Genomic DNA, 15,018 nt, shown 5'->3' with positions numbered 1-15,018 from the left:
AGCATGAGCCACAAAATCGATAACGCACAGCAGGACAATGTTATGAGCAACCTGAGACAGCACAAAGCCTGGCGAACCCTGCTGCTGGCAGGGACCGCCACCCTGGCCTTGAGCGGGTGTCCCGGCGACGGTGACGACGGCGAGGATGGTGAACAGGGCCCACCGGGTGAGGTTAACGTCAACATCGCCGATGCCACCTCACTGCAGGCCGAATTTACCGGCGCCGAGGTCACCGATGGCACCGCCAGCGTCACCTTCCTGCTGACCACCGCCAACGGCATCGCCGTGGCCGGCCTGGAAAGCTACGCCGAACTGGACCGCCTCGGTATGGGGATCGCCAAGCTGGCACCGCTGCAAAAACGCAGCCGCCCATTGCCGGGCACCACGGTGCCGGAGAACGACCCAACCCAGTTCAAGGGCACCAAATCCGATCAATGGACCAGCTACATCAATAATCTGGTGGAGCCTGGTGAGGTCAATGTAGGTGATGACTTCCCGGAGAACTGGGACCAGTTCAAGGGTACCCAGATACAGGCCGGCATCGAAACCGGCTGTGGTATGGATGAGAACGGCGACGGCCAGCCGGCCATCGCCTGTTTGGAAGCCATCGGTAATGGTGAGTACCGCTACACCTTCCCCATGGCCCTGGCGGATTACCCCGTGGTTGAGGGGATCGACACCACCTACGATGAGAACCTGACCCACCGCATCACCATGGAGCTGCGACGCTTCCGCGGCGACAGCGCTCTGGTCAACGCCTTCTATGACTTCATCCCCGCCACCGGCGAGATGGCCAGCGCCGATCAAACCCGCGAGATGGTGGTACTGGAAGAGGCCTGTCTGCGTTGTCACAGTAACGACTACACCAACGATGCAGCCCACCCGCTGATCCTCCACGGCGGCGCCCGCTTCGCCCTGGAGAACTGTACCGTCTGTCACACCACCTACTCCGGCGATCCGGAAACCGGTGCCACCGTGGACTTCGGCTCCATGCTGCACCAGATCCACAAGGCTGAGTACTTTATGATCGGCTTCGGTGGCAATGGTCAGGATTATCGCGAAGTCACCTTCCCGGCCAACGGCAACGACTGTAGTGTCTGTCACCTGGAGGGCGAGGACGCCCCGGCCCAGGCCACCAACTGGTACTTCCACCGCCAGGAGGCCTGTCTGAGCTGCCACGAGAAGTTTGCCCCGGCGGACTGGGATGGCACCGCTCGTGGTCTGTTCCACGCCGACAGCTTCACCCCGTGGGTGGAAGGCAACTGTGCCGGCTGCCACGCCGACGATACCAACCTGATGGCCTCCGCCATCTATCACTCTGCCAAAGACATGGCGACCGAGAATGCCCGAACCAGCTACAGCTATGAGTTGGGTAACGGCACCTACGATCCCGCCTTGGGCACCCTCACTTTCACCCTGACCTGGGCCGGTGAGATGGCCCCTGAGATGGATCCCAACGTCAAGTCCTTCTGGGTCAACGCCGCCGCTTTCGATGGCACTGAGTACGATATGGGTGGCGTACGGGCAGACGATCTGGGCAGCCCGTTCGGACGCCATAAGTCGCGCATCTCCTTTGATCTGAAGACGGCCAACATGGCTGACAGCGTGGTGACCTCGGTGGCTGGCGAAGGTGGAATCACCTATACCGTCAGCGGCATCGATCCCCTGGTGCACGATCTGTTTAACACCACAGGTCAAGGCTTCCTGGATGGCAAGCTGTTCGTTTGTGCCAGCGCCTCCGTGGTCAATATGGACACCAGTACCCTGGTGCCGGTGGCCTGCGACAACGCAGAGACTCGGGTGATTGAAGCGGTCGTAGCGGGCAACAAGGCCAGCTTCTCCGTCGATGGCAGTGATGTGACCATGCGTCAGCTGGTTGCCCTGGAGATGGGCTGTGTTAACTGTCACGCCGAGCAGGCGGATTTCTCCAGCTCCCATGTCGGCACCCGTGGCGATGAAACCTACCCGCCCAACAGTGCTTGTGGCTCCTGCCATGCGGGTACCCCCAACACGGCGGTCTTCCTGACCGACGGCAGCTGCGTGTCCTGCCACAACCCGCACGGTTCGGCACACTCCAACAAACCGTTTGAACGCGGCTTTGACTTCAAGGTAATGATCCACGAGATCCATGCCGGTACCCGCTCCGAGCGCCGTACCACGGATCTGGAGATCACCTACCCGGATACGCCGGCTAACTGCTATGCCTGTCACGAGGTGGGGCAGCTGGACCTTGGCAGCACCGCCGCCAAACCGCCCACCCTGATTGGCGAGGTGGAGTACAGCCCCACAGTCGCAGCCTGTGCGGCCTGTCACGCCACGACTGAGGCAGCCAATCCATCTGCGGTAAGTCACTTCCGTGCCAACGGCGGTGTTTACGAAGGCACGATGGGCGAGTACGCCGCCGGCGGTAACGCTGAAACCTGCGCCACCTGTCACAGCGCCGGTCGCAGCTCAGGCTACGACGCCGCTCACGGCCTAATGGAATAGGCCAAGGTAATGCAACCCAATGGGGCTCCTCGGAGCCCCATTCTTTTTGCCCTGAGTCAGAAATGACTCATCCTCACCTTTGATTGATCTGCATCAATTCCCCACCGCCGCAACCCCCACAGCGATCACACTTTTTATCAGAACATGACCCTACACTGCGGCCACAACTGAGAATTTTCATTTTTCGAAAACATCACAACAACAAAGTCTCAATTGCAGGGGATGAATGATGAAAACAACACGTAACCATTGGCGACTGCTGGCCTCGGTCAGTCTGGTCTCCCTCGCCCTCACTGGCTGCAGCGACGGCGATGATGGTCAAGATGGTGAAGACGGCCAACCCGGTCCCGTCGGCATCCATATCGATGAAGCCAGCAGCGTTGGCCTGAGCATCCAGACCGCAACGGTGGAAGGGGGCGAACTCAACCTGACCTTCAGTGCCGAAGACGCCCGGGGTGTGGCGGTGTATGGCCTAAGCAAAGACCACGATCTGCGCTTTGGTGTTGCCCAACTGGCCCCGGTGGTCATCACCGAGGGCGAAGGCGAGAACGCGGTAGAGATCGATTATGGCCTGCAGTGGGTGGCCTATCTCAATGCCGATGTGGCTCAAAATCCCGATTGGGTCCCGGCGGACGATCCCGACCTGGCTCCGGTGGAGTCCTTCCTGCAAGCGCAGGTGGAAGCGGCCGCCAACTGCGAGGATTGTCTCACCGATAATGGCGATGGCACTTATGCCTATCGCTACCAGGTGAACCTGGATAACGTCACCGAGCCGGTGGCGGTGAGCTACGATGGCGATCTCACCCACCGCGTCACCATCGAACTGCAGCAGGGTAGCTACGCGGCCAACGCCCATTACGACTGGCAGCCCAGCAGCGGTGCCATCGACGGGATTGCCTCTCGCGACGTGGTTCGCATCGAGGCCTGTTACGCCTGTCACCAGCCAGACAGCCTGGCTTTGCACGGTGGCCGTCGACTGGACCTGGAAAACTGCGCCTCCTGCCACACCCAAACCAGCGGAGACCCGGAAAGCGGCAACCTGGTGGACTGGACCTACATGGTTCACGCCATCCATAAAGGCCAGGATCGTCACAGCACCAGCGCAGACAGCGAAACCGGCGTAATGTCCGCACCATACAAGGTGATCGGCTACGGCGGTGGCGTGCACGATTACGGCCAGGTGATGTACCCGCAAAAACCCATGGCCGACTGCAGCGCCTGTCACGTCACCGGTGAAGGCGCCCCGGCGGATGCCGACCTGTGGCAGGCCGATCAGAACCCGCTGGCCTGTGTGGGTTGTCACACCGACGTGCCCCACGGCTCCAAGCCCGGCCAGGTCTACGACAACTGCACCAGCTGCCACAACGTCGAAGGTTACGCCCGGGGTGCCATCGAGGCCCATGGCGATGCCACCGCGCCTTACCGTATGGCGGAGCAGTACAGCACCCAGTTCAGCAACATCGCCATCACCGATGGCGTGCTGAGCTTCGATCTGAAGGTACTGGACGAAGCCGGTAACCCGGTGGAGAAGGACCGCATCTACAAAGAGGGCTACTCCAAGCCCTATGTGGTGGTTTCCTGGGACATCGAGCAGGATTACCCGGCCTACCAGGAGGGGATCAAGTACAGCGATCGCCGCCAGGACATCATGGTGCATGACTACGATGAGGCCAGCCACACCTTCAGCGTCAACGCCAGCAGCATTGTTCTGCCGGATCTCAACGGCAAGACCGTCGAACTGTTGCCGGTGATCAAGACCTGCTTCAGCCAGGGCGGTTACGGACGACCAGAGATCGTCCCCATGAGCTGCTACGACGCCGAGAGCGGTAACGACCCCGCCGCCTACCCCGCCTACATCCAGGATGAACCGCTGCGCTTTGTCTGGAGTGATGGTGTGGATGCCGAGACCGAAGTGGCTGAGCGTCGCCCCATCCTCGACACCCAGACCTGCCACGACTGCCACGGTGCCGAGTTCTACCACGACTCCAACGGCGTCAACTGCCAGTCCTGCCACACCAGCGACAAGAGCGTGAAGAACTACGGCAGTGCCGAGGCGCCGAACTTCGGTGCCACCAGCTTCGCCTGGAAGGGTCACAAGGCCACCGGCCACTACCTCAAGTACGGCGGCGTTCAGTCCGGTACCGTGATGAAGACCGACTGCCTCACCTGCCACACCGCTGAAGGCTTTGAGCTGGGCCGTGCCCCAGACCGGGTCTGGCAGTACCCCACCAGCAAGAGCGACGGCACCCCGGTGTTTGTCTCCTCCGATGCCGGGGCTTGCCTAAGCTGTCACTTCGGCCACCTGGATGAGACCGCGGTGAACCATATGCAGGGCTACGGCGCGGTACTGGATGGCAGCGATCAGCTGGATGTGCAAACCCGCTCCGCCGAGAGTTGTGCCACCTGTCACAAACCGGAACAGATCCTGGAAATTCACGGAAACTGATCTTTGCTTCCGTGGTCAGAGTTACCGGGCGGCCAATGCCGCCCGATTTTTTCAATCAGCTGAGGGATTTGTGAAATAGATCACCCTGCAGATCCAGCGAACCTCCCTCACCAGCCGATTACCGTTTCTTCACAACAGCCAGCCAAAGCTGTGAACTCGATCACTGGCACGAAAAAGCCAGCCTATTGCTTCGGGATTTCCTTCTGAATTCCAGTGACATTTTGGCGACCTAACCGGTCAGCGCCTGAATGAACGTCGCTCGGCGCAACCGGTCATTCACAAATGCTCACAAGCCGCCCCGTTATCGGGATCACGTTACCGCCCCAATAGCTCAAATAAACTCCCTGCAGCCCCACCCTCTCTGTGGGTAAACCAAAGAAATCTTTTCAATTTGCAGGGAAAAGAGATGATCGAAAATAAAAAACAATGGCGTCTGTTGGCGTCCTCAGTAGCGGTTTCCGCGCTGCTGATGGGCTGTTCCGACGGCAAAGACGGCAACGACGGCGAAGACGGCACCCCGGGTCCCGTTGGTATCTCCATCGCTGACGCAACCAGCCTGAACGCCTCTAACTTCCACTCCGTTCTGGACGCTGACAGCAACGTCTGGACCGTTGAGTTCGACCTGACCGACGATCGTGGCGTTAGCGTCTACGGCGCTGAGCTGAGCAACCTGGCGGTCAAGATTGGTCGTATGGGTACCGTCGAAGAGCTGCCGGAAGATTCCCAGCCGGGTAACGAAGAGTACCCCGCTGCCCAAGAGAAGCTGGATCGTGAGATCTGGGTGAGCTACCACCACCGTTCCAACGACCGTGGTACCGCTTCTCTGTGTTCCGAGAGCTACACCCCGTACAACGTGTGTGAGCTGACCGGCGAAAACGGCAGCTACACCCTGACCGTTGAGCACGCGCTGCCCACTACCCCGGAAGAAGGCACCTCCAAGTTCTTCTTCGACTACGACGGCAGCAAGGCCCACGGCCTGATGATGCGCGTTACCGGTGACCAGGCTAAGACCTTCGAGCACCACTACTGGGACAACGAAGCCGACACCGACATCGCCCGTCCTAAGGTAGTCGTGGCCCAGGAAACCTGTTCCGGCTGTCACACCGGCACCAACGACCTGTACCGTTACGCCAGCGACAACCACTACGGTATCGAGCTGGAAACCTGTACCTTCTGTCACGTGGATTACGCCACCAAGGAAACCCGTACCGACGCCAATGGCAAAGAGTACGTGGTAGACCACTCCATCAAGGGTCTGGTGCACGAAATCCACCACATGCGCACCAACAGTCGCCACGCCGGCTACAAAGAGGACTTCACTCGCATCCTGGCCCCGACCGTGGGTACCGATGAAGAGACCGGCGACAACCAGTTTGGTGTGTTCCCGAACCAGGCTTCCAACTGTCTGACCTGTCACACCGACGGTGCCGATGAAAGCGCCGAAGAGATGACCCAGCTGTGGCAAGCGGACACCGACGGCAAGACCTGTCTGAACTGTCACGGTGAAGCCCACCGCGCCAGCTACAACGACTGTACTGCGTGTCACAGCCACGACGAGTACGCCCGTGGTGCCCACGAAGCCCACTTCAGCGCCAACGCTGGCCGTGGTAGCAACACCGTAGACGTGGCCCTGAGCACCGGTAAGCTGATCAACAACCGCGTAGACGTGGACGTGACCCTGACCCAGGGCGACAACGCCGTGGCTCTGGAGAACCTGAGCAGCGTGCGTGTGGTATACAACGCCACCTACGGCGAAGACTTCGTGCTGTTCAGCAAGTCCACCACCCTGGCCGCTGAGCACGTCAACGGCAACGCCTTCCGCGTTTCCTTGGACGATGCTGACCTGATGGCCGAGCTGAACAACGGTGCCACCCTGTCTCTGGCTGTGACCGGTTCCGTGTGCTTCAACGAGAAGTCCAATACTCTGGTAGCTTGTGCCGATGAGTCTGCTGACGTCATCACCAGCACCCTGGTGGGCGTGAAGGAGTTCTTCGCGGTAGCCACCGAAGAGGCAGCGGTACGTAACCAGGTTGTGGCCTTCGAGAACTGTCAGGCCTGTCACACCGAAGACCTGCGCGGCAGCCACTACAACGGCGATGTCAACACCTGTGCTTCCTGCCACAACCGTGAGCGCGAGAAGAACGGCTACGATACCCGTTACTTCGCCTACACCGTGCACGACAAGCACTACGTGTTCAGCAATGACCGCAACAACAGCATCTTCTTCAAGAAGTCCGACTGTGCCGTGTGTCACGACGACAGCTACGCCCTGAACAACGTCAGCGACCAGCTGGTTAAGTGGAAAAACACCGACGGTGAGTCCGCTCTGACCACTCCGCAGACTGCAGCCTGTATGTCCTGTCACGACAAGTTCGCTGGCGATGCGACCCTGGGTCACATCGAAGCGATGGGCGGCTTCCACAAGGCCTCCGCCGACGAGATCGTCGAAGGTCAGGAAACCTGTTCCACCTGTCACACCGCTGACAACATCAAGCAGAGCCACAAGTTCTAATCTGATGTTCTAAGCAATAAAGCGGCCCTTAATGGGCCGCTTTTTCTTTGCGCACGATCAAGAAAAACTTTCGTTCGACTGATTTTTTTTCAACCAATACGGGGCTGGCGCAAATATCGAGAATGCCCGGTAAAACAGCCGGGTAAATGGCAGATCTGGGTCACGGTTTCCCTTGACCCAAGTTGCTATAAAACACGCTGACCGCCCAAGTACCTGACTGAGTTTCAGCGGGTAACAACAAACACGGTCCGGCATAAAAATGTGCCCCATATTCTTTTGCAGGGAATAGATGATGACTAACCAAAAACAACTCTGGCGCCTGAGCGCAATCGCCGCAGTTATGGCCACCGGCCTGACCGCGTGCAGCGACGGCAACGACGGTAAAGACGGCGAACCTGGCCGTCCTGGTGGCCCGGCTGCCACCGTAATCAACGATCTGATCCTGGACGTGACCAACGTCGAGACCACCGACGAAACCATGCTGGTGACCTTCCTGGCCACCAACGAGCGTGACGAAGCCGTTGTCGGTCTGGACAACATCGCCGTTCGCCGCACTCAGCTGCACCCCGTCGGTGCCGAAAGCGTGGGTGACCGCGCTGGCTGGCAGAACCTGAACAAAGCCCCGCTGAGCCTGGATGACCAGGGCAACGGTTACTACGTGGCTGAGTTCGAGCAGACCATGGGCTTCAACGCCAATCTGACCCAGAAGGTCGGCATCGCAGTACCGCCGGGCTTCCTGAAAGACGGCAAGACTGCGGTTCCCTACACCGAGTACCTGGAAGCCTTTGCCGCTGACGGTGGCATGGCGCGCGAAGACAAGAACGTGGTTGATCCGGCCACCTGTCACGCCTGTCACAGCGACACCCAGTCCATCTACCACGGCTACGATCGCGGCACCAACTTCGAGACTTGCATCATGTGTCATGATGACTTCGAGTCTCAGCGTCGCGACCTGACCCTGATCGTGCACGACAAGCACGTTCTGTCTGGCTTCGATCCTGCTTACAAGGATTGCACCACCTGTCACGTTGATGCCGAAGGCTACGGTGAGTGGGGCAACTGGATGAACACCCCGACCATCGAGAGCTGCTCTGTCTGTCACAACGACGGCATCGACGACAGCACCGGTCGCCGCTTCCCGATCATCAACAACCACATGAAGGCCCAAGGTGACAACAGCCAGTGTGCTGCCTGTCACACAGCCGAAGGCACTGGCGTGGTAATCGGTACCTACGATGCCCACATGAACGGCAGCTCCCAGCTGGATGCCAAGCGCGCCCTGGCTGACAAGGTAACCGTCGAAGTTGTCAGCGCTGTATACAACGAAGCAGCTGACGCAGACTCCTTGCCCTCCGTTGACCTGCTGATCGACGTTCAGCTTGACGGTACCTCCATCGATGTCAGCACCGCTGACTTCCTGGGCTACTACAGCCGTGGCACCTTCTATCAAGGTGTTCCGCTGAAGATGAACGCCAATGCCCTGAGCGACGCCCGTGAAAACGGCACTAAGGTTGAGCCGAACCTGGCTGATGGCGTGTTTACCGAGAATGGTATGGCGCTGACCGTCGAGCATGAGCGTTTCGGCTACCTGCTGCCGGGCGAGCAAATCGGTGTCTACGCCTTCGTAGAAGCCTGCCTCGACGCCAACAGCGACACTCTGACCGAAGCATGTAACGAAGACTCTGTGCTGGTTTCTGCTGCTGAGACTGTTGCCCTGTTCAATCAGAACGGCATCCAGACTGAAGACACCCGCCGTACCGTTGTGAGCAACGAAACCTGCCGCAGCTGTCACGCTGACCCGGAAGTGATCTACCACTACGGTCGTGAGACTGAGCAAGGCTGTCAAACCTGTCACGCTGCTCTGTACGCCGGCTATGGCGCTGCGGACAACATGACTGATGGCATGCTCAACAGCTCTGACTTCAAGATGATGGTGCACACCCTGCACGCCGACAACCGTCCGCGTCGCACCGAAGCTGAGCGCAACGTTACCAACTACCCAGCGGCTGTAAGCGACTGTGCCCAGTGCCACGAAGGCAACACCTTCGGCCTGGACCTGGTTCAACAGACTGCTCCGGTTGCTGGCAACGTTAATGAAGACGTGCTGTACACCTCTCCGGCTGCAGCGACCTGTGCTTCCTGTCACAGCGACGACAGCGCCATCAACCACATGAAGCAAGCCGGTGGCGCGACCTTCGGTGCGGACACCCCGGACCTGGTGGGCGTTGAAACCTGTGCTGTCTGCCACAGCGTGGAAGACATCGCCGGTTACCACAGCGTCAAGCTGTAATAATGCGGGTGGGAGCCCGGTCTGACCGGGCTCCTCTTTTCGATTTTCGAGTAAGGAATTCAATACCATGCAAGCAAAGAAGCTGATCGCCGCCCTGTTGGGTAGTGCAGCCCTGCTGCTGGGTACTGCGCAAGCGGGCACCTGGGACGACATGCCCCAGAAAGAGCTTGAGCAGATCCTCGACCAGAAGTTCGCCGAAGGGAAATACTCCCGCCAGGGCGCGGACGGCTGTCTGATGTGTCACCGTCGCAGCGAGACCGTTATGGCCCTGTTCGACGGTGTCCACGGCCGTGCCGACCAGTCCAAGAGCCCGATGGCGGGCCTGCAGTGTGAGGCCTGTCACGGCCCGCAAGGCGGCCACCGCAACAAGAACGAGCCGATGATCGTGTTCGGTGACAACGCTCCGCTGTCCGCTGAAAAGCAGAACAGCGTGTGTATGTCCTGTCACCAGGACGACGAGCGCATGGCTTGGCACAACTCTACCCACAACCTGGAAGAGGTGGCTTGCGCCTCCTGTCACCTGGTTCACGTTGCCCAGGACCCGATCCTGGACAAGCGCACCGAAGTAGAGACCTGCACCAGCTGTCACACCCAGCAGAAGGCGGACATGAACAAGCGTTCTACCCACCCGATGCAGTTCGGTGAGATGACCTGTACCTCTTGCCACAACCCGCACGGCTCCATGGCCGAAGCGGACCTGGTGAGCTTCAGCATCAACGACACCTGCTACGCCTGTCACGCCGAGAAGCGTGGTCCGTTCCTGTGGGAGCACCAGCCGGTCAGCGAAGACTGTACCGCCTGTCACAACCCGCACGGCAGCGTGAACGAAGCGATGCTGGACTACCGCGCTCCGCAGCTGTGTCTGGACTGCCACCAGGGTCACAACGCTGACCGTGACGGCACCACCATCCACACCGGTGGCCAGAGCTGCTTGAACTGCCACACCCAGGTGCACGGTTCCAACCACCCGGACGTTCGCTCCGGCAGCAAGCTGATGCGCTAAGGAAGGGCTAGGTATGAAAACGCGTTTGAATCTGATCACCCTGGCACTGGCGGGTTTCTCCGGCGCTGCCATGGCAAACTACGGCCTGGCTAACGCCAACGTCGAAGGCGTAGACACCTCCAAGTGGGAATGTAAGCGTTGTGAGCCGGTTAACGGCTACAGCGGCAGCGTCGGCATCGCCGCCGGTGCGGTAGACGCCAGCGACAACCACGCCGCCAACCGTCTGGGCGATACCGACGGCTTCGCCGGTCACGTTAACGCTGATGTCGTTTACCGTGCCGAGTCCGGCTACAACGCCGAACTGGAAGCCAACCGTCTGGGCAGCGACAACGGCTCTGCCCGTATCGCTGTTGGCAAAGCGGGCGTAGCCAATGCTGCGTTCCACTACGCCACCGGTACCCACTGGACTGCCGACGGCGCGGTGAGCCCGTTTGCCTTCCAGAACAACCTGATCGTGAACACCGGTGAAGACCAAACCACCGATCTGAAGGTGAAGCGCGAGCGCTACGGCTTCGACGGTGACTTCGGTGGCGATCTGTGGACCCTGTACGGCAACTTCCAGCGTGAAGACAAGACCGGTGCCCGCAAGGCCTCCGTGTTCAGTGGCACCATCGCCAACGTGGCGGCCCCCATCGATTCCACCACGGATCGTTGGGAAGCCGGTGCTCGTCTGGGTGGCCAAACCTGGACCGCTGGCGTGGCGTACATCGCCTCTCAGTACAACAACAACCTGACCAGCATGTACGACTTCGGTAGCCACCAGGCTGCCCTGTCTACCGCGCCGAGCAACGAGGCTTACCACATCGTTGCCGACGGTCAGTACAGCTTCACCCGCACTCACCTGGCTGGCCGTTTTGTCACCGGTAAGATGACCCAGGACGACAGCCTGGTTCAACTCGGTGGCCTGAACCCGACCGTGAGCAGCTTTGACGGTGAAGTGGACACCACTGACGCCAGCTTCCGTGTTGCCTCTACCGTTGCCCGTGGCCTGCGCCTGACCGCCAGCTACGACTACAGCGACCGTGAGAACAACTCCAGCGTGTTCGCCGGCAACAGCGTCTCCATCGACGGCATGTCCGGTGACGTTGAAGAGTACGCCCGTTACGACCAGACCCGTCACACCGCCAAGGTGGGTGCCAGCTACCGCATCTCCCAGGGCTACCGTGTTGACGCGGGCTATGAGTACAAAGGCGTTGAGCGCACCGATCTGGAGCGCGAGCAAACCGACGAGCACGGTGTGCACGCCCGTCTGCGTATCTCTGCCCTGGACAACTGGAACTTCGGTCTGAAGGCCGGTTACAGCACCCGTGATGGCTCCAAGTTCGAAGCCTCTCGCGCCACCTCCTCCGAAGATAACGCGCTGCTGCGTCGTTACCACCTGGCGGACCGCGACCGCGTTGAGACCGAGCTGCGTGTGACTCACACTCCGCTGGCCAGCCTGTCCATCGACCTGACTGCCCGTTACGCCAACGACGACTACAGCGACACCGAGTTCGGTCTGCTGGAAGCCGACGATTACGGCTACGACGTCAGCGTGAACTGGGGTGCCAGCGATAAGCTGAACCTGCACGCCTTCGCTGGCCAGCAGTGGATCGACTCCGAGCAGAACAACTTGTTCGCTTCCCAAACCAGCTTCGACCAAGTGGAAGACCGCTTCGTCAACGCCGGCTTCGGTGCAGCCTACAAGGGTCTGTTCGTGGACGCCCTGACCGTAGGTGGTGACTACCTGTACGCCGACTCCGAGAGCAACACCACTGTTGCTTCCGGCGGCCTGAACGGTGAGTACGGTGACTACTTCAGCACCAGCCACAGCGTCAACTTCTACGGCGATTACGCGCTGAACGAGAAGATGGGCCTGCGTCTGGACTACCGCTACGAGCGCTACGAGGACAGCGACTTTGCCAACGTGGACAACATCCAAAACGGCAACGTCGTGCACCTGTACACTCTGGGTAACCTGAACCACAACTACAACGCGCACATGGTGATGCTGAGCTTTAACTACGCTCTGTAAGCCACTGCCGCTGAATAAAAACCGCCCTTCGGGGCGGTTTTTTTATGGGCCACCGGAAGCTAAGATGAAGCAAACCCCCAAAGCACTTATGCCATGGACCTGCACCGCTTTGACCTCAACCTGCTGACCACCTTTGATGCGGTGATGCGCACCGGCTCGGTCAGTGAGGCCGCCGATCAGCTGGGAATGACCTCCGCGGCGGTCAGCCAGGGCCTGAGCCGCCTCAAGCAGCATTTCGATGACCCGCTGTTCATCCGCCAGGGCCGCGGCATCGTGCCCACCCAGCAGGCCAGGGCCCTGCACCAACAGGTGGCCGACGGCCTGCAGATGATCCAGCAGGGGCTGATGCCAGCGGAACGCTTCGACCCGAGCACTAGTCAGCGACACTTTGCCATTGCCGGCCCCACCTACATGGATGTGATGGTGTTTCCCCAGCTATTGGCCTACCTGGCCCGGGAGGCGCCGGGGGTGGGGTTGTCGTTGATGCCCTTTGACGATGACCCCGAGCACCTGGAACAGCAGCTGTGCGATCGCCAGGCGGATCTCTTTCTCAGCACCATCACCACGGCTCACAGCTCTATCTGCCACCAGCAGTTGTTCCATGAATCGCCAGTTTTGGTGGTGCGTCGTAATCATCCCAGGATCCAGGGCAGCATCAGCGAGGAGCAGTTCTACGCCGAGCAGCACACCGCGCTGCGCAGCCGTCGTCAGAGCAATCTCTACATGGCCTCCATGGCCAAACACCCTATCCTGGCGCGCAATATCGCCTACGAGGGGGACTCGCTGCTCTCCATCATGGCTGTGGTGGCCCAAACAGACCTGGTGGGCGCGACCACCGCCTGGATGGCCGATGAGTGGGCGGACAAACTCAACCTGGCGGTCTATCCGATGCCGTTCGAGTTCGATCCGCTGCCGGTGTACATGAACTGGCACCTGAGCAAGACCAAGGATCCTGGGGTCGCCTGGCTGCGCAGCACCTTGCAACAACTGGTGGTACAAACCTTTGGCGAGCAGGCGACGGTGGAAGCGAAAGAGTAAGCGCATAAGTGCGGGCGGGGGCCTGTCAAACAGGCAAAAAAAAGCGCCCCATCCGTAGGGCGCAACAAGCTTTACTTTCCAGGCAGTAATACACTCAGGAAGTTAGGTGATTACGGGATTCACTATACGGATCCTGGCTGAACCCATCCTTATCGTGACAGCAATATGACAGTTAAGCCGTACTAAATCCTCGCACTTTGCCCTTTCGAAGCTGCACCTGCCCGGCAGCAACACCAGGTGATGAGTGACAGTGTTGCAACGCTAAATACTGCCGCACCTCTACGTTGGCCAAGAGTCATTTTTCTGCAACAAATCGGTCATAGACTGCCGCCTCGTTACTCTTTCATCAGGCTCAACACAGACAGACCCATGGCCAGCTCGTTCATTCCTCCTCAGTCTCGCACCGACTCCGCCCTGCTTGCCCACTACGAGCAACTGCTCACTAGGCAAGAGGGCATACGCCGCGACTTTGCCCAGCTGAAAAACCGCCGCCAGGAGCGCGCAGTGTTTTTGCTGCTGCTGAGCCTGCCGCTGGTGCTGATGCAGCTCTACTGGCTGGCCCTGTGCTGGGGAGCATCGCTGTTCTGGCTGCTGGGCACCAACAAGGCGCTTCACCTGCGTGAACTGAGGCTAGGACGTCGGGCACTGAGGCTGCTTAAGGAGCACAGCGCCATTGAGCAGGAGCTGCGGCGACGCGCGCTGCTCTAACGAGCTAAAGGCAACAAAAAAAGCCGCTCATTGAGCGGCTTTTCTGTATCAGCTTGGCCTATCAGAGTGCCAAGGCGGCCTTCAGCGCCTCGGCGTCATCAATGTGCTCAATGCTGTGCAGGCTGCCCTGCTCGAAACGCATCAGGCTCACCTTGCCATCCTCGAACGGGAAGGCCGCAGTGGCAGAGCCCTGGGTGTCCATCATGGTCAGGAAGCTTTGCTTGCGCATCTTTGGCAGCGCGAACATGCGGGTGATCAGCGCCGGCATGATGCTGGTGTCTGCCACGTAGACGATACCGGACTGCTCCAGGGTACCCTGCTCTACCCCTTCCAGGGCGCCGCTGGCCACGTCGCTGCCCGCTTTGTCACGGGTGAAGATCAGCACGTTCAGATCAGTGGCGATGGCGTGGGCCTCACCGTGCTGATCGTCCAGGGTCAGGTAGGGCATGGGTTGGCCAATCTCAAGCGCAGCCAGGGGCATGGACAGGCTCAGCGCCAGTCCGGCAATCAGTTTCTTCAT

9 protein-coding genes are annotated in these 15,018 nt (G+C 59.8%); 8 read left to right on the top strand and 1 reads right to left on the bottom strand.

Annotated elements, in window-relative coordinates; genetic code table 11:
* The first annotated feature begins 3 nt into the window (after positions 1-3).
* The 8 genes from BUC04_RS18970 (at position 4) to BUC04_RS18935 (ending at position 14,498) form a co-directional block, all read left to right on the top strand.
* A complete protein-coding gene (locus BUC04_RS18970) occupies positions 4-2,487 on the top strand; it encodes an OmcA/MtrC family decaheme c-type cytochrome (RefSeq protein WP_067659925.1) in 2,484 nt (827 codons plus the stop codon).
* Positions 2,488-2,716: 229 nt separating this feature from the next.
* A complete protein-coding gene (locus BUC04_RS18965) occupies positions 2,717-4,933 on the top strand; it encodes an OmcA/MtrC family decaheme c-type cytochrome (protein WP_143165797.1) in 2,217 nt (738 codons plus the stop codon).
* A gap of 406 nt (positions 4,934-5,339) precedes the next feature.
* On the top strand, positions 5,340-7,445 hold the full coding sequence (locus tag BUC04_RS18960; RefSeq protein WP_067659929.1) for a multiheme c-type cytochrome: 2,106 nt from the start codon (positions 5,340-5,342) through the stop codon (positions 7,443-7,445).
* A 292-nt stretch (positions 7,446-7,737) separates the two neighbouring features.
* On the top strand, positions 7,738-9,735 hold the full coding sequence (locus BUC04_RS18955) for an OmcA/MtrC family decaheme c-type cytochrome (RefSeq protein ID WP_067659931.1): 1,998 nt from the start codon (positions 7,738-7,740) through the stop codon (positions 9,733-9,735).
* A 67-nt stretch (positions 9,736-9,802) separates the two neighbouring features.
* A complete protein-coding gene (locus tag BUC04_RS18950) occupies positions 9,803-10,738 on the top strand; it encodes a DmsE family decaheme c-type cytochrome (RefSeq protein WP_067659934.1) in 936 nt (311 codons plus the stop codon).
* A 13-nt stretch (positions 10,739-10,751) separates the two neighbouring features.
* Positions 10,752-12,752 carry an MtrB/PioB family decaheme-associated outer membrane protein gene (locus BUC04_RS18945; RefSeq protein ID WP_067659937.1) on the top strand — a complete coding sequence of 667 codons (2,001 nt, stop codon included), beginning with the start codon at positions 10,752-10,754 and terminating at the stop codon, positions 12,750-12,752.
* 93 nt (positions 12,753-12,845) lie between these two features.
* Complete coding sequence (locus BUC04_RS18940; RefSeq protein ID WP_067659940.1) at positions 12,846-13,790, top strand: LysR substrate-binding domain-containing protein; 945 nt, start codon at positions 12,846-12,848, stop codon at positions 13,788-13,790.
* 369 nt (positions 13,791-14,159) lie between these two features.
* Positions 14,160-14,498, top strand: coding sequence for a hypothetical protein (locus BUC04_RS18935; RefSeq protein ID WP_067659942.1), 339 nt, complete (start codon positions 14,160-14,162; stop codon positions 14,496-14,498).
* A 61-nt stretch (positions 14,499-14,559) separates the two neighbouring features.
* Here BUC04_RS18935 and BUC04_RS18930 read toward each other — a convergent pair whose 3' ends face one another.
* Positions 14,560-15,018 (bottom strand): hypothetical protein, encoded by a 459-nt coding sequence (locus tag BUC04_RS18930; protein ID WP_067659944.1) that lies wholly within the window; start codon positions 15,016-15,018, stop codon positions 14,560-14,562.

It is taken from the genome of Ferrimonas marina (genome assembly GCF_900129905.1).
In the GTDB taxonomy this organism is placed as follows: domain Bacteria; phylum Pseudomonadota; class Gammaproteobacteria; order Enterobacterales; family Shewanellaceae; genus Ferrimonas; species Ferrimonas marina.
Note: the sequence above shows the minus strand (reverse complement) of the source record. Positions and strands in the feature narration are given on the sequence as shown.